Origin of the sequence: Streptomyces nidicola, assembly GCF_050106155.1 — a bacterium.
Taxonomy (GTDB): domain Bacteria; phylum Actinomycetota; class Actinomycetes; order Streptomycetales; family Streptomycetaceae; genus Streptomyces.
Window position 1 is genome coordinate 4187995 of the sequence record NZ_JBNBPI010000001.1, and the last position, 18976, is coordinate 4206970.

General features: G+C 70.9%; 15 protein-coding genes. 9 read left to right on the forward strand and 6 right to left on the reverse strand.

Annotated elements, in window-relative coordinates:
• Window positions 1-546 precede the first annotated feature (546 nt).
• The 3 genes from ACOKM3_RS19040 to ACOKM3_RS19050 all read left to right on the forward strand — a co-directional run bounded on the left by ACOKM3_RS19040 (window position 547) and on the right by ACOKM3_RS19050 (window position 4656).
• On the forward strand, window positions 547-1206 hold the full coding sequence (locus ACOKM3_RS19040; protein ID WP_323179676.1) for a response regulator transcription factor: 660 nt from the start codon (window positions 547-549) through the stop codon (window positions 1204-1206).
• A gap of 380 nt (window positions 1207-1586) precedes the next feature.
• Entirely contained in the window at window positions 1587-3533 is a 1947-nt protein-coding gene (locus tag ACOKM3_RS19045) for a 2-oxoacid:acceptor oxidoreductase subunit alpha (protein WP_426901973.1), read from the forward strand.
• Between the two features lie 121 nt (window positions 3534-3654).
• Window positions 3655-4656 (forward strand): 2-oxoacid:ferredoxin oxidoreductase subunit beta, encoded by a 1002-nt coding sequence (locus ACOKM3_RS19050; RefSeq protein WP_426906827.1) that lies wholly within the window; start codon window positions 3655-3657, stop codon window positions 4654-4656.
• Window positions 4657-4729: 73 nt separating this feature from the next.
• On the opposite strand, the gene ACOKM3_RS19055 is transcribed toward ACOKM3_RS19050, so the two are convergent.
• Window positions 4730-5074, reverse strand: coding sequence for a winged helix-turn-helix transcriptional regulator (locus ACOKM3_RS19055; protein WP_426906828.1), 345 nt, complete (start codon window positions 5072-5074; stop codon window positions 4730-4732).
• A gap of 138 nt (window positions 5075-5212) precedes the next feature.
• Between ACOKM3_RS19055 and ACOKM3_RS19060 the strand changes: the two genes are divergently transcribed.
• The 4 genes from ACOKM3_RS19060 (at window position 5213) to ACOKM3_RS19075 (ending at window position 9524) form a co-directional block, all read left to right on the forward strand.
• A complete protein-coding gene (locus tag ACOKM3_RS19060; RefSeq protein ID WP_426906829.1) occupies window positions 5213-6070 on the forward strand; it encodes an SDR family oxidoreductase in 858 nt (285 codons plus the stop codon).
• A 131-nt stretch (window positions 6071-6201) separates the two neighbouring features.
• Complete coding sequence (gene rarD / locus ACOKM3_RS19065) at window positions 6202-7215, forward strand: EamA family transporter RarD (protein ID WP_426901975.1); 1014 nt, start codon at window positions 6202-6204, stop codon at window positions 7213-7215.
• Entirely contained in the window at window positions 7212-7661 is a 450-nt protein-coding gene (locus ACOKM3_RS19070) for a VOC family protein (RefSeq protein ID WP_426901976.1), read from the forward strand. Before rarD ends, ACOKM3_RS19070 begins: the two co-directional genes overlap by 4 nt.
• 264 nt (window positions 7662-7925) lie before the next feature.
• Complete coding sequence (locus tag ACOKM3_RS19075) at window positions 7926-9524, forward strand: SLC5/6 family protein (RefSeq protein WP_426901977.1); 1599 nt, start codon at window positions 7926-7928, stop codon at window positions 9522-9524.
• Window positions 9525-9543: 19 nt separating this feature from the next.
• On the opposite strand, the gene ACOKM3_RS19080 is transcribed toward ACOKM3_RS19075, so the two are convergent.
• The 5 genes from ACOKM3_RS19080 to ACOKM3_RS19100 form a co-directional block, all read right to left on the reverse strand.
• On the reverse strand, window positions 9544-10413 hold the full coding sequence (locus ACOKM3_RS19080) for an ABC transporter permease (protein WP_426901979.1): 870 nt from the start codon (window positions 10411-10413) through the stop codon (window positions 9544-9546).
• A complete protein-coding gene (locus ACOKM3_RS19085) occupies window positions 10400-11389 on the reverse strand; it encodes an ABC transporter ATP-binding protein (RefSeq protein WP_426901980.1) in 990 nt (329 codons plus the stop codon). Before ACOKM3_RS19085 ends, ACOKM3_RS19080 begins: the two co-directional genes overlap by 14 nt.
• A 66-nt stretch (window positions 11390-11455) precedes the next feature.
• On the reverse strand, window positions 11456-12697 hold the full coding sequence (locus tag ACOKM3_RS19090; RefSeq protein ID WP_426901981.1) for a LolA family protein: 1242 nt from the start codon (window positions 12695-12697) through the stop codon (window positions 11456-11458).
• A 253-nt stretch (window positions 12698-12950) separates the two neighbouring features.
• Entirely contained in the window at window positions 12951-13856 is a 906-nt protein-coding gene (locus ACOKM3_RS19095; RefSeq protein WP_426901982.1) for a CHRD domain-containing protein, read from the reverse strand.
• Window positions 13857-13971: 115 nt separating this feature from the next.
• The gene (locus ACOKM3_RS19100) at window positions 13972-14982 is read right to left on the reverse strand and encodes a polyprenyl synthetase family protein (protein WP_426901983.1); all 1011 of its coding nucleotides are present in this window, start codon (window positions 14980-14982) and stop codon (window positions 13972-13974) included.
• A 224-nt stretch (window positions 14983-15206) separates the two neighbouring features.
• Between ACOKM3_RS19100 and ACOKM3_RS19105 the strand changes: the two genes are divergently transcribed.
• Window positions 15207-16703 (forward strand): peptide MFS transporter, encoded by a 1497-nt coding sequence (locus ACOKM3_RS19105; protein ID WP_426901984.1) that lies wholly within the window; start codon window positions 15207-15209, stop codon window positions 16701-16703.
• 10 nt (window positions 16704-16713) lie between these two features.
• Window positions 16714-18738, forward strand: a complete 2025-nt coding sequence (locus tag ACOKM3_RS19110; RefSeq protein WP_426901986.1) for a CocE/NonD family hydrolase — start codon at window positions 16714-16716, stop codon at window positions 18736-18738.
• Window positions 18739-18976: the final 238 nt, after the last annotated feature.

The window sequence follows — 18976 nt, forward strand, 5'->3', positions numbered from 1 at the left end:
CGGCAGATTGCCCAAGGCGGGGGCGGTCGACCGCGACGGGTGGGGAGCCGTGGTGGGCGTTGCCCAAGGCGGGCGGCGTCGACCGCGACGGGTGGGGAGCCGTGGCTGGCGCCGGATCGCCCGAGGCGGCGACGGCACCCCGTGAGGCCGACGCCCCCGGAGGGGGCGGGTGGTGGGAGGTGGGCGCGGCAAATCAAGCCCCGCGCTGGGACGAGACTCGCGGGTTCCGGGGCGGAACCCCGTTCTTTCAAGCCCCGCCGGCGATTGAGGCGCGGGGTCCGGGGCGGAGCCCCGCGACGTGGGACGGCCGGGGCCCCGGGCAGAGCCCGTGGCGTAGGAACGGCCGGATCCCAGGCGGAGCCCCGCCCCGTGGGGCAGCCACGTCCCGGGCCGAGCCCGGACGGTTTCCGACACCCGACACCCGCCCGAAGAACCCTCCACCTCCACCCCCCGATCCTGGAATGCTGGGGGCAGGATCGGGTGATCTCGGCGCGCACCGTGTCGGGACGCTCGTGTGCTGGGGGGCCGGAGAACGTGGAGGACAAGGTGCGGGTCGTCATCGCCGAGGATTCAGTGCTGCTCAGGGAGGGCCTGACCCGGTTGCTCACGGACCGCGGGCACGAGGTCGTCGCGGGTGTCGGCGACGGGGAAGCGCTGATCAAGACCATCATCGAGCTGGGGGAACAGGGACAGCTGCCCGACGTGGTCGTCGCGGACGTGCGGATGCCGCCCACGCACACGGACGAGGGCGTGCGCGCGGCGGTGCGGCTGCGGGCCCGGTTCCCCGACCTCGGGGTGCTGGTCCTGTCGCAGTACGTGGAGGAGCAGTACGCCACGGAGCTGCTCGCCGGTTCGAGCCGTGGTGTCGGGTACCTGCTCAAGGACCGGGTCGCCGAGGTGCGGGAGTTCGTGGACGCGGTGGTCCGGGTGGCCGAGGGCGGCACCGCGCTCGACCCCGAGGTGGTCGCGCAGCTGCTCGGCCGCAGCCGCAAGCAGGACGTGCTGGCGAACCTCACGCCCCGCGAGCGCGAGGTGCTCGGCCTGATGGCGGAGGGGCGCACGAACTCGGCGATCGCCCGGCAGCTGGTGGTGAGCGACGGCGCGGTCGAGAAGCACGTCAGCAACATCTTCCTGAAGCTGGGGCTGTCCCAGAGCGACGGGGACCACCGCCGCGTACTGGCGGTCCTGACCTACCTGAACTCATGACCGCCTTCCTGCCTGAACTCATGACAGCCGTCCTGCCTGAACTCATGACCGCCTTCCTGCCTGGACTCATGACAGCCGCTCTACCTGAACCCACGACCGTCTTCCTGCCCAAACCCATGACCGCCTCCTGCCCGCACCCATGACCGTCTTGATTAACTGACGCCCTGTCAGATAATGGGGGCACCACAGAACCATCGACCGACGGAGCGCGTCTCCACAGGGGGAATCAACACACAAATCGGGGCGACCCGCCGTCTCATTTGGCGGTCCACCATGCGAATCGCCTCAGGAAGGCGACCCTTACAGACGTAGGGTGGGGCCGTGGGAGGGCCGGTGGGACGGCCGTGCCCGCACAGCCGCCTCGAGGGAGGTCCAGTTCAGTGACCAGCCAGGTCAGTAGCACCACCGAGCAGGCCGACGGGACCGACAGCGCTGTTGTCGGCGGGCAGCGAACGTCGGCAGGACAATCGAGCAAGGACGTACGACGCGTCGACCGGGTGATCATCCGGTTCGCGGGTGACTCCGGTGACGGCATGCAGCTCACGGGGGACCGCTTCACTTCGGAGACCGCGTCGTTCGGCAACGATCTGTCCACGCTGCCGAACTTCCCGGCCGAGATCCGCGCCCCCGCAGGGACGCTGCCGGGCGTGTCCTCCTTCCAACTCCACTTCGCCGACCACGACATCCTGACGCCGGGCGACGCGCCGAACGTGCTGGTGGCGATGAACCCGGCCGCGCTGAAGGCCAACATCGGGGACGTACCGCGCGGCGCCGAAGTCATCGTCAACACCGATGAGTTCACCAAGCGGGCGATGCAGAAGGTGGGCTACGCGGAGAGCCCCCTCGAGGACGGTTCGCTCGACGGGTATCACGTGCACCCCGTGCCGCTGACGACCCTCACCGTCGAGGCGCTGAAGGAGTTCGAGCTCTCGCGCAAGGACGCGGGGCGCTCCAAGAACATGTTCGCGCTCGGCCTGCTGTCGTGGATGTACCACCGGCCGACCGAGGGCACGGAGAAGTTCCTCAAGGCCAAGTTCGCCAAGAAGCCCGAGATCATGAAGGCGAACCTGGCGGCGTTCCACGCGGGGTGGAACTTCGGTGAGACGACCGAGGACTTCGCGGTCTCCTACGAGGTCGCCCCCGCCTCCACCGCCTTCCCCACCGGCACTTACCGCAACATCTCCGGGAACCTCGCCCTCTCGTACGGGCTGATCGCGGCCTCGAAGCAGGCGGACCTGCCGCTGTACCTGGGCTCGTACCCGATCACGCCCGCGAGCGACATCCTCCACGAGCTCAGCAAGCACAAGAACTTCGGCGTGCGCACCTTCCAGGCGGAGGACGAGATCGCCGGCATCGGTGCCGCGCTCGGCGCCGCCTTCGGCGGCAGCCTCGCCGTCACCACGACGTCAGGCCCCGGCGTCGCGCTCAAGTCCGAGACCATCGGCCTCGCCGTGAGCCTCGAACTGCCGCTGCTCGTCATCGACATCCAGCGCGGCGGCCCCTCCACCGGGCTGCCGACCAAGACCGAACAGGCCGACCTGCTCCAGGCCATGTACGGGCGCAACGGCGAGGCCCCGATCCCGGTCGTCGCACCCCGCACCCCCGCCGACTGCTTCGACGCCGCCCTCGAAGCGGCCCGGATCGCCGTCACCTACCGCACCCCGGTGATGCTGCTCTCGGACGGCTCCCTGGCCAACGGCTCGGAGCCGTGGCGCATCCCCGAGGTCGACGAACTCCCGGACCTGCGCGTCCAGTTCGCCTCCGGGCCGAACCACACCACCGAGGACGGCGCCGAGGTCTACTGGCCGTACAAGCGCGATCCGCAGACCCTCGCGCGCCCCTGGGCGATCCCCGGCACGCCCGGCCTCGAGCACCGGATCGGCGGCATCGAGAAGCAGGACGGCACGGGCAACATCTCGTACGACCCGGCCAACCACGACTTCATGGTCCGCACCCGGCAGGCGAAGATCGACGGCATCGACGTGCCCGACATCGAGGTCGACGACGCCACCGGCGAGGCCCGCACGCTCGTCCTCGGCTGGGGCTCGACGTACGGACCGATCACGGCCGCGGTGCGTCGCCTGCGCACGGCCGGCGAGCACATCGCGCAGGCCCATCTGCGCCACCTCAACCCGTTCCCGCGGAATCTGGGTGAGGTCCTGAAGCGTTACGACAAGGTGGTGATCCCCGAGATGAACCTCGGTCAGCTCGCCACGCTCGTACGGGCGAAGTATCTGGTGGACGCGCACAGCTACAACCAGGTCAACGGAATGCCGTTCAAGGCTGAGCAGCTCGCCACCGCTCTCAAGGAGGCCATCGATGGCTGATACGCAGACCAGGGAGTCCCGGGAGGCCGGCGGCCGGGCCGCGGAAGAGGCTCCGGGGGAGACCGGGGACGGCGCTCAGACGCTTCTGTCACTGGTCCCCAAGGCCGAGGCCAAGCAGTCCATGAAGGACTTCAAGTCCGATCAGGAAGTGCGCTGGTGCCCGGGCTGCGGCGACTACGCGGTCCTCGCCGCCGTGCAGGGCTTCATGCCCGAGCTCGGCCTGGCGAAGGAGAACATCGTCTTCGTCTCCGGGATCGGCTGCTCGTCCCGCTTCCCGTACTACATGAACACCTACGGGATGCACTCCATCCACGGCCGCGCCCCGGCCATCGCCACCGGACTCGCCTCGTCCCGGCGGGACTTGAGCGTGTGGGTCGTGACCGGTGACGGCGACGCGCTGTCCATCGGCGGCAACCACCTCATCCACGCCCTGCGCCGCAATGTGAACCTGAAGATCCTGCTGTTCAACAACCGGATCTACGGGCTCACCAAGGGTCAGTACAGCCCGACGTCAGAGGTCGGCAAGATCACCAAGTCGACGCCGATGGGCTCGCTCGACGCGCCGTTCAACCCGGTGTCGCTCGCCATCGGCGCCGAGGCGTCCTTCGTGGCCCGCACCGTCGACTCCGACCGCAAGCACCTCACGTCGGTGCTCCGGGCGGCCGCCGACCACCAGGGCACGGCGCTCGTCGAGATCTACCAGAACTGCAACATCTTCAACGACGGCGCCTTCGAGGTCCTCAAGGACAAGCAGCAGGCGGAGGAAGCCGTCATCCGCCTCGAACACGGGCAGCCGATCACCTTCGGGCCCGAGGCCTCGAAGGGGGTCGTGCGCGACCCGGCCACCGGCGACCTCGCGATCGTGCCGGTCACGGAGGACAACAAGGCGGACATCCTGGTCCACGACGCCCACGCGGCGTCCCCGACCACGGCCTTCGCGCTCTCCCGGCTCGCCGACCCGGACACCCTGCACCACACCCCGATCGGCGTCCTGCGCGATGTCGAACGGCCCGTCTACGACGTGCAGATGAGCGACCAGCTCGACGCCGCGATCGAGCGGGACGGCAAGGGCGAACTGGGTGCGCTGCTCGCCGGCGGCGACACCTGGACCGTCGTGGGCTGAACGCCCGACAAGCAGGCGAAGTCCGGGCGCGCGGCCACCGCGCGCCCGGACTTCCTGCGTTACGCGCCGTCCGTTACGCGCCGTCCGCGCGCCCCTCGTCGTACACCTCGCGCGCCGCCTGCACCTCGGGCAGCCGCTGCTCCGTCCAGTCCGCGAGCGCGCGGACCTGCGCGGCGGCCTCGCGGCCCAGAGCGGTGAGCGAGTAGTCGACGCGGGGCGGGATCACGGGCTTGGCGTCGCGGTGGACGACCCCGTCGCGCTCCAGGGTCTGGAGGGTCTGCGCGAGCATCTTCTCGCTGACCCCGCCGATCTCCCGGCGCAGCTCGCTGAAGCGGTAGGACCGCTCCTCCAGCGCCATGAGCACGAGGACGCTCCACCGGCTGGTGACGTGCTCCAGGACCAGTCGCTGCGGGCACATGCCCTCGCCGCCGGTCGTCGTCCACTCCCGCACCCTGCTCACTGTCACGTCAGTACCTTACTTCAAAGTGGGTACTTACGATTCGTTAGTTACTGTCCTACGGTGAAGGAGAACCGCCTCATCAAGGAGATTTCAGACATGAGCTTCGTCGTCACCGGTGCCACCGGCCACCTCGGCCGTCTGGTCGTCGCGCAACTGCTCGACGCGGGCGTCCCCGCAGCGGAGATCGCCGCCGTCGTGCGGAACAAGGACAAGGCCGCCGACCTCGCCGACCGCGGGGTCGAGCTGCGCGTCGCCGACTACAGCGCGCCCGGGACGCTCGACGGCGTCTTCCACTCGGGCGACCGCGTGCTGCTGATCTCCGGCAGCGAGGTCGGGCAGCGCGTCGCCCAGCACCGGGCCGTGATCGACGCGGCGAAGACGGCGGGCGTCGCCCTCCTCGCGTACACCGGCGTGCTCGGCGGCCCGGACGCCGACTTCGAGCTCGCCGCCGAGCACAAGGTCACCGAGCAGGCGATCCTCGACTCCGGCCTGCCGTACACGTTCCTGCGCAACGGCTGGTACCACGAGAACTTCACCGGGAACCTGGCCCCGGTCCTGGAGCACGGCGCCGTCGTGGCGAACGCGGGCGAGGGCCGACTGGCCTCCGCCTCCCGCGCCGACTACGCCGCGGCCGCCGTCGCCGTACTGACCGGCGAGGGCCACGAGAACAAGGCGTACGAGCTGAGCGGCGACGTCGCGTGGTCGCTCGCCGAGTACGCCGCCGAGGTCGGGCGGCAGTCCGGCAAGGAGATCGTCTACCGGGCCGTCACGCCCGAGCAGAACCGGGAGATCCTGCTCGGCGCGGGGCTGCCCGCCCCCTTCGCCGACATCCTCGTGGGCGTGGACACCGCGGTCGAGCAGGGGCTGCTCGCGCGGCAGAACGGCGACCTGGCCCGGCTCATCGGCCGGCCCACCACCCCGATCGCCGACGCCATCGCCGCCGCGCTGCGCTAGCCCCCTTCCGGACACCCCGCCCCGCACATCCGTCAGGACCGTATGGCGATACGGGCATGACGGGCGGGGCCCGGCGGCGCTACCTTCGTGGAGGCCGCCGCGGGGCTGCCGGGTGTCACGAGGGAGGGTTCATGCAGGACGGGGCGGGCACGCAGCCGAAGCCGGGGGGCCAGGGCGCGAACGAGGGGCGCATCGGGCTCCTCAACGGGTTCGCGGCGTACGGGATGTGGGGCCTCGTCCCGTTGTTCTGGCCCCTGCTCAAGCCCGCGGGATCCGTGGAGATCCTGGCCCACCGCATGGTGTGGTCACTGGTCTTCGTGGGCATCGCGCTGCTCTTCGTACGGAAGTGGGGCTGGGCGAAGGAGCTGATCCGGCAGCCGAAGCGGCTCGGACTCGTCGCCGTCGCCGCCGCCGTCATCACGGTCAACTGGGGCGTCTACATCTGGTCCGTGAACTCCGGCCATGTCGTCGAGGCCTCGCTCGGGTACTTCATCAACCCGCTCGTCTCGATCGCGCTCGGCGTGCTGCTCCTGAAGGAGCGGCTGCGGCCCGCGCAGTGGGCGGCCGTCGGGACGGGGTTCGCCGCCGTCCTGGTGCTGGCCATCGGGTACGGGCAGCCGCCGTGGATCTCGCTGGTGCTCGCGTTCTCCTTCGGCACGTACGGGCTCGTGAAGAAGAAGGTCAACCTCAGCGGGCTCGAGTCGCTCACCGCCGAGACCGCCGTGCAGTTCCTGCCCGCCCTCGCCTACCTGGTGTGGCTGGCGGCGCAGGGCCGGTCGACGTTCGGGACGGAGGGCGCAGGGCACGCGGTGCTGCTCGCCTCGACCGGCGTGGTCACGGCCATCCCGCTGGTGTGCTTCGGGGCGGCGGCGATCCGGGTGCCGCTGTCGACGCTGGGGCTCCTGCAGTATCTGGCGCCCGTGTTCCAGTTCGTGCTGGGCATCTGGTACTTCCACGAGGCGATGCCGCCCGAGCGGTGGGCCGGGTTCGCGCTGGTGTGGCTGGCGCTCGCCGTGCTGACCTGGGACGCGCTGCGCACGGCGCGGATCAACCGGGCCCGGCTGGCCGAAGCGGCCGCGGAAGCGGCGCGTCAGACGACAACTTCCGCCCACGCGGAGGAAGTTCGGCCTATAACTGGGGCATGACCCTGCACTGGAAGCTCGTCGTCGACGCCGCCGATCCGCACGCCCAGGCCGAGTTCTGGGCGGCCACCCTCGGCTACGAGATCGAGGACAACGCCGCGCTGATCGAACGGCTCCTCGGGTTCGGGGCGGTGAGCGAGGCGGACACCGTGACGCGGTGGGGGCGCCACGCCTTCCGCGACCTGGTCGCCGTGCGCCACCCCGACGACCCGGTGGACGCGGACACCGGCACCGGGCTCGGCCGCCGGATCCTGTTCCAGCGGGTGCCCGAGGCCAAGAGCGGCAAGAACCGGCTGCACCTCGACGTACACGCCGAGGCCGGGCAGCGGGCGGCCGAGGCCGAGCGGCTCACCGGCCTCGGCGCGCGCGTCCTGGACGAGGTGAAGACGCCGGGCGGGGAGTGGGTGCTGATGGCCGACCCCGAGGGGAACGAGTTCTGCGTCCAGTGACTCAAGTGACCCGGTGAGACCCGCCGACCGCCCGTCGACCCGGCGGGCGGTCGGTCACCAACTCTTCGCGGAATCCCCCCTGTTCACCTCGTAGCGCTCCTCCTAACCGCCGGTAACGTGTGTTCGACCGTTTGGGCGGTCGATGCCGATCTCGCGTCCCGCCCGCGCCTGAGCCGCACGTTCTGCTCCTGGAGGAGCCTTGACCTACGCACGCCTCCTGGGCGCCCGTACCGCACCGCGCCCGGCCCAGGGGGGCGGTGCGTGATGGGCGGGCTCGTGATCGCCCTGCTCCTGTTCCTTCTCTTCATCGGCGCCTGCCTGTTCCTGTCGATGTGGGCAAGCCCCGATCTCCGCGTCGGGGACGAGTTCTTCCGCGTCGGCGAGAGCAAGCGGCTCAGCGCCCGCATGACCGGGTTCGCCTACGCCGGCGACATCGCGAACGCCGCCGCCGTCATGTACCTCGTCGGGGTCGTCGCCGTGGCCGGCGGGGACGGCCTGATCGTCGCCCTGGCCGCGGCGCTGTCCCCGCTGCTGATGCGGCAGTGGCTGGCGAAGCGCCTCGCGGGCGTCGGCGGACGCTCGTTCGGCGAGACCGTCGCCCGCCATCTGCCGCCGGGGCCCGGCCGCCGCGCCGCCGGTTTCGCCATGCTGGCCGCGACGGTGCCGCTGCTGACCGCCCAGTTCCAGCCGCTCGGCGACACGGCCCAGATGGTCGGCATCACCGACCTCGGGACGCGGCAGCTGCTCATCGTGCTCATGGGCGCGCTGATCGTCTCCTGCGCGGCGATCGGCGCCACCCGCGGCGCGAGCATGCTGCAGATGGCCAAGATGGCCGGCCTGGTGATCATCGCCCCGCTCCTCGGCCTGCTCGTCCTGATCAGGTTCAACGGCAGCTTCGGCGCGATCTTCGACGCCGCCGACCGGCAGCAGTCGGGCTCGGCCGGCTATCTGGAGCTGGGCCGGCTCTTCGGCGACGGCCCCGTCGGCTTCGTCGATCTCGCCGCGTTCTGCCTCTGCGTGCTGACCGGCGCGGCCTTCATGCCGTACCTCATCGCACGCTTCACCGATGCCTCGAAGCCGGCCGACGCACGCCGCGTCGCGGGCGTCGGCTTCGCCGTCATCGGCCCGATGTGCGCGATGGCCGCCCTCATCGGCTTCGGCGCGGCGGCCCTCGTGCCCCACGAGAAGCTGATCGCGCAGGGGCAGTTCGGCGGAAACATCATCGCCCGCCTCGCCATCGCCCTGGACGGAGGGGAGGACGGGCTCGGCAAGTGGCTGCTGTTCGTGCTCTGCGCCACCTTCCTGATGGTCCTCGCCGCTGCCGCCGTCCTGCTGCTCGCCGCGGCCGCCTCCGTCGTCCGCGACCTCAGTGCGAGCGGTGCGGTGGCCAAGCCGGAGGGGCTCAAGGCCGACGGCACGAAGAGCGTCAGCGCGGGCCGCGCCCGGCTCACCATGGTCACCATCGGCGGCGTGAGCATTCTGCTCGCCGCCCTCACCCCCGACGTCACCCCGCAGTTCTGGCTGATCCTGTCCTACACCGTGACGACCTCGACGGTCCTCCCGCTGGTCATCCACGGGCTGCGCAGCGACCGCCCCATGACCGCGGCGGCCATGAAGCGCTGCGTCTACGGGAGCACGGCGGCGATCCTGCTCGTCACCTTCTTCTCCCCCTCGGTCTCCGGCACCCCGTACGCGCTCTTCCCCGGCCTGGACTGGAACTTCTGGCCGTTCCACTCCTCCGTGCTGGTGGGCGCGCCCGTCGGCTTCCTGCTCGCCCGGCCGCGGCGCGGCGACCGCCCGACGCGGGGCGCCGCCGCGGCCCGGGACCGGGCCGCGGCCCCCTTCCCGACCAGGGCCGGCTGACCGGAGCCCCCGGCGCGGTTCACGACGTGATGTCCTTCGCCGTGAACCGCGCCCACGCGGCCGAGCCGAACACCGCCGCGTACAGGGCCTGGAGTTCAAGGTTCTTGACGACGTCGTCCCAGTAGACCGGCGCTCGCATCAGGTCGGCGAAGGACAGCCACTGGTGCGAGAAGAGGTAGGGCTGGATCGCGTGCAGCTGCGGGATCTGGTCGAGGATCTGGACGGTGATCAGCAGGCCCACCGTCGTCGCCATCGCCGCGATCCCGCTGCCGGTGAGCGTCGAGATGAACAGCCCGACGGCCGCGATGCCGACCAGGGACGCAGCGACCACGAGCGCGATCAGGAACGCCCGCCACAGCCCTTCGCCGAAGCCGATCCGGGTGCCGGAGATGGTGACCACGTCGCCGAGCGGGAACAGCAGCAGTCCGGTGAGGAGCGCGGAGACCGCCACCACCAGCGTCGCCAGCAGGCAGAAGGCCAGCACGGTCGCGTATTTGGTGAGCAGCAGGCGGGTCCGGCCCGCGGGGGCGACCAGCAGATAGCGCAGCGTCCCGGCGTTCGCCTCGCCCGCCACGGCGTCGCCCGCGACGACGCCGACCGACATGGGCAGGAAGAACGGCAGCGTCGCGGCGAGCGCCGTGAACACCAGGAACAGGCCGTTGTTGGTGATCTGCGCGATGAACGCGGGACCCCCGCCCCCGCCGGCCGTCCCGTCCCCGCTCGTCTCGATCTTCACGGCGACACCGATCAGGATCGGCACCCCGGCGAGGACGGCGAGCAGCGCGAGCGTGCGCCAGCGGCGCAGGGTCACGGTCAGCTCGCTGCGCAGCAGGCCGAGCGTCCACAGCGGGTTCGCCGGCGCCGCGTCCATCGTCTCAACCCGCGACATCGAAGCCCTCCCCCGTCAGCGCGACGAACGCGTCCTCAAGAGAGGCCCGCTCGACGCCGAAGCCGCGCACGCGTACGCCCGCGGTGACCAGTGCCGTGTTCAGATCCGCCAAGTCCGTTTCGGGCGGCGGTGGTTCGGCCGTGACGCGCTCGTCCTCCAGGTCGAGGACCGTGAGGCCGTGCTCCTTGAGGACGCGGGCGGCGTCGGCCGGGTCCGGGGTGGTGACGGCGAGCTTTCCGCGTACGCCGGCGGCCAGTTCGGCGACAGGGCCCTGGGTGAGGAGGCGGCCCTTCGCCATCACCGCGGCGTGCGTGCAGACCTGCTCGATCTCGTCGAGCAGGTGGGACGACAGAAAGACGGTGGTGCCGTCGGAGGCCAACTCCCGTACCAGGCTCCTGATTTCACGCATGCCCTGCGGGTCCAGGCCGTTCGTCGGCTCGTCGAGCACGAGCAGCCGGCGCGGTGTGAGCAGGGCCGAGGCGAGGCCGAGCCGCTGCTTCATGCCGAGCGAGTACGCCTTCGCCTTCTTGCCCGCCGCGGCCGTCAGGCCCACCCGGTCGAGGGCCTCGCCGACCCGCTCCTTACGGGTGCGGGGGTCGGCGGTCGGATCGGCGGAGTCGTAGCGCAGCAGGTTGTCCCGGCCGCTGAGGAAGCCGTACAGGGCGGGCCCCTCGATCAGCGCGCCCACCTGCGGCAGCACGGTCCGCACCGCGCGCGGCATGGGCCGGCCGAGGACGCGGGCGGCCCCCGAGGTCGGCTCGATCAGGCCCATCAGCATCCGGATGGTGGTGGTCTTGCCGGAGCCGTTCGGCCCGAGGAAGCCGAAGACGGCGCCGCGCGGAACGCTCAGGCTGAGTCCGTCGACGGCCAACTGCCCGCCCCGGTACCGCTTGCTGAGCTCCCGCGTCTCGATGACCGGCTGCTCGGTGTCCGGTGGCCCGGTGTCCGGCTGTTCCGTGCCCGGTTGCTCCGCCATGCCCCTCCTATGCATACGGGTGAGGGGGCGGTGCGCACCGCCCCCTCACCGTGAAACACCGCTGACTCAGCCCGCGTTCGCCGCCTTCACGAGCGCGTCCTTGGTGACCGCACCCGCGTACGCCTTCCCGTCCTCGGTGACCAGTACGTTCACGAGGCGGGTCGAGTACACGGTGCCGGAGCCGAACTCGCCCTTCACCTGGTCGCCCAGAGAGCTGAGGAACTTCTGCGCGTCGGGCGGCATCTCGGCCGAGCCCTTGCCCGCGGCCAGGCCACCGGCCTCCTTCGGCAGCTTCAGCTCGGCGATCGAGGTCCAGCCCTTGCCGATGACGTTCAGGTCGTCGAGCCCGCCGGCCTTGAGCTCATCGGCCTTGAGGTCCTTGGGCAGGGCCCCGCGCTCGCCGCGCTGCGCCTTCGCGAGCTCGTCCGCCTCGGTGACCTTCGTGCCCTTCGACGGCTTGAAGTCGAAGGTGGAGGCGGCCGGCTTCGCGAAGTCGACCTTGGTGAAGCCCGCGTCGACCACGGCCGCGCCGCCGCCCGCCGGGGTCAGGCTGAACTTGAGCGGCGTACCGGTCTTCGCGTCCACGGACACGGTGACCGCGCCGACCGTCGAACCGGACTGCTTCGGCTTGATCTGGAGCCGGTACGCATCCCGGCCGGCGACCTGCGAGGTGCCGTCGACCGAGAACGACGTGGTGTCGCCGCCGGCCTTGAGGATCTCGTCCGTGAGCTCCTTCGGCGTCGCCGGAACGCCCTTCGGGGCCTTCTTCGCGTGCTCGCCCGAGCCGTCGGAGTGCGCGCCCTGCTTCTGCTTCGCGTGGTACGCCTCGTCCGACTTGCTGTCGTAGGCCCACACGTCGTCGCCGTTGTGGATCACGCTGTACTCGGAGGCGTCGTCGAGGACCGACAGCTTCTGCCGGTCCGCGCCGTCCGCCGCGACACGCAGCGTGTGCGAGCCGGTGGCCAGCTCGGTCAGCTTCGACTGCGGGTCGGCCGACGAGCCGCCCTCGCCGCCACGCTCGCCGCCGCCCATGAGTCCGCCGCCCGCGGCGCCGCCGATCGAGGGCAGGCCCAGATCCGTCGTGATCTTCACGGTGCCGGAAAGCTGCTCGGTGTCCGATTTGGCGATCTTCTCGATGAGCTGTCGCGCGGTGATGTCGGGAAGGTCCGGGTCGCCCGAGCTGGCGAGGGCCGGAACGAGCCCGATCGTCGCCGCGGCCACCCCCACCACGGCCACGGGGACCGCGTAGCGCACGGCCTTGCGGCGGCGCGCGCCACTCTCGCTGTCTTCGGATGCGTACGGTGCCATCTTCTTGCCCTACCTCCGTGATCGGCGGCGGCTTACCGTCCTGTGCACTCGTCCAGTCTGCGTCCACCCCAAGCCGCCATTCTCACCCGGATTGGTCTGGAGTGGTGTACCCAATCTGACCAAACCGGCCACAAGGAAGCGTCAGACCCCGGGATCAACTCCGCGTACACCTACGGGATGACACATCGCGGCGGCGCCACCCCCGACCCGTAGGGGGTGACGCCGCCGACCGCTGTACGTGGATCGGGCGTGCTCAGCCGTTCAGGAACACGTAGTCCGCCCTGTAGGGCACACCCACGATCGCCCCGAGGTCACAGCTGCCCGAAGGGGCCACGCCGCCCACGGTGTTGAGGCGCAGGATCTCGACGGTGTCCGCGAGCAGCCCGCGCGCCTTCCCGGACTGCGTGGCCTTGAGGTCCAGTTCGGCGATGTTGCCGACGCCGTTCGGCGTCCGGGAGACGACCGCCCCGGTCACGGCGCTGCCGTCGGGAGCCACCCACTGCGGGACACCGGAGTTAGGCGCGGTGAACGAGTGCCGGATGTGCCCCGCGAGCACGGCGCTCACGTCGCGCTGCGCGAAGGCGGCCTTTCCGGTGGCGGCGTCCGTCCTGCACTCGTAGATCTGCCGGCCGCGCACCACGGACGCCTGGAAGTTCTCCAGGGCGTGGCCGAAGTCGGTCGGTTCGCTGACCCGGTGGAGCTGACCGCGGACCGCGCCCTTGGGGAACGCGTCCGTGTGCAGATTGGCGTAGAAGCCACCGGGGTCGGTGGTGAGCCTGCCGAGGAGCGCGGCGTCCTTGACGGTGACGGTGCCCGTGACGCGGTGCCCCTTGGCGTCCCCGAGCACCTTGGTGAAGTCGACCCGTACGTCGCCGTTGGCCCCCTTGGCGCCCTCGTGCAGGTGCAGGGCCGTCGGCTTCCCGACGCCCCGCCACTTCACGGCCACGGACACCTGATCACCCTTGACCCGTACGAACTCCAGGGCGGCGCCGTCCCTGTCGCCGGCGGGCACTTCGTTGGCGCCGTTGAGGCTGGTGGCGAGGACGGTCTCGGTGGCCCCCGGTTCCGCGGCGAGGGCCTGCGGTGCGGCGAGCCCGGTGACGGCGGCGGCGCCGACGACCGCGGAGACCGCGATCATGCGTGTACCCAGTGTGCCCATGTTCAGTTCTCCCCCTGTCGACCCGACGCCTTCCGCGTCGGCCTTCGGGGGGAGATACGGCCGGGGCCCGGCTCGCGCTCAGCCAATTCAGGCCAGAGCCCCGCAACCGGCGGATTCAGCCCGCCCGATGCACCACCGCGTCGCACAGCTCCACCAGCGCCGCCTTCGCCTCGCACTCGCGCAACGGCGCCAACGCCGACCGCGCCTCCTCCGCGTAGCGAACCGTGTCGCGGCGGGCCTGCTCCAGCGCCGGGTGGACCCGCAGCCGCGAGACCGCCTCCGCGAGCCGGTCGTCGTCACCGAGGTCGGAGTCGAGGAGCTCGACCAGCTCCTTGTCCTCGGCGAGCCCGAGCCGCTCCGCCCGCTCCCGCAGCCGCAGGACCGGCAGCGTGGCGATGCCCTCACGCAGATCGGTGCCGGGCGTCTTCCCGGACTCGTGCGAGTCGGAGGCGATGTCGAGCACGTCGTCCGCCAGCTGGAAGGCGACGCCGAGCCGCTCCCCGTACTGGGTCAGCACGTCGACCACGGTCTCGTCGGCCCCGGACATCATCGCGCCGAAGCGGCAGGCCACGGCGATGAGCGAGCCGGTCTTGCCGCTGAGCACGTCCAGATAGTGGTCGACCGGGTCCCGCCCGTCGGCCGGTCCCGCGGTCTCCAGGATCTGGCCGGTGACCAGCCGCTCGAACGCCTCCGCCTGGATGCGCACCGCGTCCGGGCCGAGGTCGGCGAGGATGTGCGAGGCGCGCGCGAAGAGGAAGTCCCCGGTGAGCACGGCCACCGAGTTGCCCCAGCGCTGGTTGGCGCTCGGCACCCCGCGCCGCACGTCCGCCTCGTCCATCACGTCGTCGTGGTAGAGCGTCGCGAGGTGCGTGAGCTCGACGACGACGGCGGAGGGCACGATGCCCGGTGCGTACGGGTCGCCGAACTGGGCCGCGAGGGTCACGAGCAGCGGCCTGAACCGCTTGCCCCCGGCGCGCACCAGGTGCTGGGCGGCCTCCGTGATGAAGGGAACCTCGCTCTTGGTGGCTTCGAGCAGTCCCTCCTCGACAGCCGCCAAACCAGCCTGAACATCAGCCTCGAGGGCCTGGTCCCGCACGCTCAGACCGAAAGTCCCGACGACGGTCACGAGAGGTTCTCCTGTCTGCTGACGATCACGACGCTCACATGGCGAACTCGGTCGATCATTCGGTCGATGACACGGTTTGTCGATGTGTCGCTGCCATCACTCAAGTCAGCGTATCCGGTCGCGTTTCGATCACAGGTGGCACCTGCCCGAACAACCCGGACCAGGCGGCTTGACGACACCACCGGTATGTTCTTGATCAGCACAGACGACCTGGAGTACGCACTTTGTCCCACACCGAGAACGACACGGGCACCGCGCCGCCCCCTGGCGACGACACGGCCTTCTTCGGCCAGCCGAGGGGCCTGCTGACGCTCTCCGGCCTGGAGGTCTGGGAACGGTTCTCGTTCCTCGGCATGCAGGCCATCCTCGTCCTGTACTTCGCCGACACCGTCGCGCACGGCGGCATGGGCATGGACCCGGGCAACGCGGCCTCGGTCTCGGCGGCGTACGGCACGCTCGTCTACCTCGTCTCGGTCGCGGGAGGCTGGCTCGCCGACCGGATCCTCGGCTCGTACCGCGCCGTCCTGTGGGGCGGCATCCTCATCGCCTGCGGACATTACTCGATGGCGGTGCCGACACCCACGATGACGTGGGTCGGGCTCGGCCTGATCAGCGCCGGTACGGGCCTGCTCAAGCCGAATGTCGCCTCGATGGTCGGCAAGCTGTACCGGACCGCCGACGAGCGCCGCGACGCCGGCTTCGCGCTGTACTACATGGGCATCAACATCGGCGCCTTCGCGGGACCGCTGATCACCGGCTGGCTCGGCGACCACAAGGGCTGGCACTGGGGTTTCTCGGCCGCCGCCATCGGCATGACGCTCGGCCTGATCCAGTACGTCGCCGGCCGCCGTCACCTGGCCGGTCGCACGGAGGCCGCCGAGTACGCGCTGCCGCCCGAGGGGATGCGCAGGGCGGTGCGGCTGATGATCGTGGGCGCCATCGTGGTGGCCGCGCTCGCGGTGGTCCTGGCCCTGGCCGGATGGCTGACCATGGGCCGCTTCGTCGACATCCTCACGTACATCTCGGTGATCGCACCGGTCGTGTACTTCGTGGTGATGTTCAAGAGCCCCCGGGTCACGGCGGAGGAGCGCGGCCGCCTCAGGCCCTATCTGGTCCTCTTCATCGCCTCGGTCGCCTTCAACTTCATCCTGTTCCAGGCGTACTCGACGATGATGCTGCTGGCCTCGACGAACGCCGAGTCGACCATCCTCGGCTTCGACTTCCCCACCAGCTGGTACGCCTCCGCGCTCGGCGCCTTCGAGGTACTGCTCGCGCCGGTCGTGGCGGGCCTGTGGGTGCGGATGGGCAAGCGCCAGCCGCACGCCTCCAACAAGATCGCCATCGGTGTGATCCTGGGCGGCCTGTCGTTCCTGCTGATGGCGCTGCCGACGTCCGGCCACAGCAGCGACACGTACAAGATGGCGGCCTGGTGGATCGTCGGCTCGTATCTGCTGCTCGGGCTCGGCGACATCCTCGTCGAGACGTCCGGCATGTCCGCGACGACCAAGCTCGCCCCGCAGGCCTTCGCCAGCCAGACCATGGCCCTGTGGTTCCTCTCGCTCGCACTTGCGAACGGGATCCAGGCGCAGGTCGTCAAGCTCTACGGCGAGGTCTCGAACCCCGCCTACTTCGGCGTCAACGGCGCGATCGCGGTCGCGGTCGGTATCGCCGTGATCGCCCTGGCGCCGTGGCTGCGCCGCACCATGCACCCCGTTCACTGAGGTTTCCCCCATGACTTCCACGACCCCCCTGCCGAATTCGCCGTCGATCCGGACCGAGTTCCCGTTCGGAACGGTCCGCGAGGACATCCGCGTACCCCTGTCGGACGGGACGACGCTCTTCGCCCGCATATGGCGTCCCGTGACCGACGATCCCGTGCCGGTCCTCCTCGAATACCTCCCGTACCGGGCCTCCGACTGGACGGCGCCGCGCGACTGGCAGCGGCACCCCTGGTACGCGGGTCATGGCTACGCCTCCGTCCGCGTGGACGTGCGCGGGCACGGCAACAGCGAGGGCATGCCGACCGACGAGTACTCCGAGACGGAGCTCGCCGACGGCGTCGAGGTCGTGAACTGGCTCGCCGCGCAGCCCTGGTCCTCCGGCAAGGTCGGCATGTTCGGCATCTCCTGGGGCGGCTTCAACTCCCTCCAGATCGCGGCCCTCGCCCCCGAGCCGCTGAAGGCGATCGTGACGGTCTGCTCGGCGGACGACCGCTACGACAACGACGTGCACTACATGGGCGGCTCCGTACTCGCCGTGGACATGCACGCGTGGGCGGCGACGATGCTCGCGTTCGTGTCGCGCCCGCCGGACCCGCAGTACGTCGGGGACGCCTGGAAGGACATGTGGACGAAGCGTCTCGACGCCGTCGACCCGTTCATCCACACGTGGCTCGACCACCAGACCCGCGACGACTACTGGCGGCACGGCAGCGTCTGCGAGGACTACTCCGCGATCAAGGCGGGCGTGCTCGCGGTCGGCGGCTGGCACGACCCGTACCGGGACACGGTGCTGCGGCTCGCGGAGCACCTTCCCGACGACCGGATGCGCGGCATCATCGGCCCCTGGTCGCACCAGTACCCGGACCGCGGGCTGCCGCCGGGCCCGGCGATCGGCTTCCTCCAGGAGACGCTGCGCTGGTGGGACCACTGGCTGAAGGGCGAGGACACGGGCGTCATGGCCGAGCCCAAGCTCCGCTCGTACATCAGCGACTCGCACCCGCCGGCGACCGTCTACGAGCAGCTGCCCGGCCGCTGGGTCGGCGACCCGTCCTGGCCTTCGCCGAACGTCGAGAAGGTCTCGTACGCACTCCAGGGCCCGCCCCAGATCGTGCGTTCGCCGCAGCACACGGGCCTGGACGCGGGCCGCTTCTTCCCGTTCGGGAACGACGCGGACCTGCCGCCCGACCAGCGCGAGGAGGACGCGAAGTCGGCGTGCTTCGAGTTCGAGGTGCCGCAGGAGGTACGGGTGCTCGGCCGGCCGCGCGTGACGCTGCGGCTGACGTGCCCGGTGGAGCGCGGGCAGGTCGTGGCGCGGGTGTGCGACGTGGCGCCGGACGGCTCCTCGACGCTGGTCACGCGTGGTGTCCTCAACCTGTCCTCGCGACACGGACGCGATCGGAACGTGCCGTGGGAGCCGGACACCACGGAGGACGTGACGTTCGAGCTGAACGGCATCGGCCACGCCTTCCCGGCCGGTCACCGCATCCGGCTCGCGGTCTCGTCCGCGTACTGGCCGTGGATCTGGCCGCAGGCCGGTTCGGAGGCCGGGTTCACGCTCGACCCGGTGGGCAGCGCGCTCGAACTCCCGGTGCGGGGCGCTGAGCCGGGCGGCGAGATCGGTTTTGGTGCTCCGGAGCAGTCGGAGCCGCTCGGGGTGGTCTATCCGGAGACGCTGGAGGGGCCGCGGCCCGAGCGGCTCGTCGTACGGGACGTCGCGGCGGGCGAGTGGCGGCTTGAGGTCGACCCGCGCTACGGCGGCACGCGCCTGTACCCGGACGGCCTGGAGTTCACCGAGGACGCGCTGGAGACGTACGTCATCAACGAGTCCGACCCCCTGTCGGCCCGCACCCGCTCCGACTGGACGATCCGCCTGCACCGTCCGGACCGGGGCTGGGACGCGCGGGTGTCGACCCGGTCCGAAATCACCTGCACGGAAACGGAGTTCCTCACGTCGAGCGAGGTGGTGTGCCGGGACGGGGACGAGGTCGTCTTCCACCGGACGTGGGAGCATCGCATCCCGCGAACGGCCGGTTAGCCGGGCGGGGCGGCACCGTGGCTGAGGCCGTCGCACCGGCGCCCGGCGCCGGGGTGCCGCCTTGCCCACCCTGCCGCCCTTGGCGGCAGATTGCCCAAGGCGGCAATTCCAGCCCCTCCGGCGTTTGAGGAGCGGGTCCGGGGCGGAGCCCCGATCTTTCCAGCCCCGCCGGCGATTGAGGCGTGGGGTCCGGGGCGGAGCCCCGTGGCGTGGGGGCGGCCTACCGCCACGGGCGGGG

Coding starts and splice junctions, on each gene's coding strand:
- ACOKM3_RS19080 (WP_426901979.1), bottom strand. CDS start 10,413: ATGTCGCGGGTTGAGACGATGGACGCGGCGCCGGCGAACCCGCTGTGG.
- ACOKM3_RS19060 (WP_426906829.1), top strand. CDS start 5,213: ATGAGCTTCGTCGTCACCGGTGCCACCGGCCACCTCGGCCGTCTGGTC.
- ACOKM3_RS19110 (WP_426901986.1), top strand. CDS start 16,714: ATGACTTCCACGACCCCCCTGCCGAATTCGCCGTCGATCCGGACCGAG.
- ACOKM3_RS19090 (WP_426901981.1), bottom strand. CDS start 12,697: ATGGCACCGTACGCATCCGAAGACAGCGAGAGTGGCGCGCGCCGCCGC.
- ACOKM3_RS19055 (WP_426906828.1), bottom strand. CDS start 5,074: ATGTGCCCGCAGCGACTGGTCCTGGAGCACGTCACCAGCCGGTGGAGC.
- ACOKM3_RS19050 (WP_426906827.1), top strand. CDS start 3,655: ATGAAGGACTTCAAGTCCGATCAGGAAGTGCGCTGGTGCCCGGGCTGC.
- ACOKM3_RS19095 (WP_426901982.1), bottom strand. CDS start 13,856: ATGGGCACACTGGGTACACGCATGATCGCGGTCTCCGCGGTCGTCGGC.
- ACOKM3_RS19085 (WP_426901980.1), bottom strand. CDS start 11,389: ATGGCGGAGCAACCGGGCACGGAACAGCCGGACACCGGGCCACCGGAC.
- rarD (WP_426901975.1), top strand. CDS start 6,202: ATGCAGGACGGGGCGGGCACGCAGCCGAAGCCGGGGGGCCAGGGCGCG.
- ACOKM3_RS19075 (WP_426901977.1), top strand. CDS start 7,926: ATGGGCGGGCTCGTGATCGCCCTGCTCCTGTTCCTTCTCTTCATCGGC.
- ACOKM3_RS19070 (WP_426901976.1), top strand. CDS start 7,212: ATGACCCTGCACTGGAAGCTCGTCGTCGACGCCGCCGATCCGCACGCC.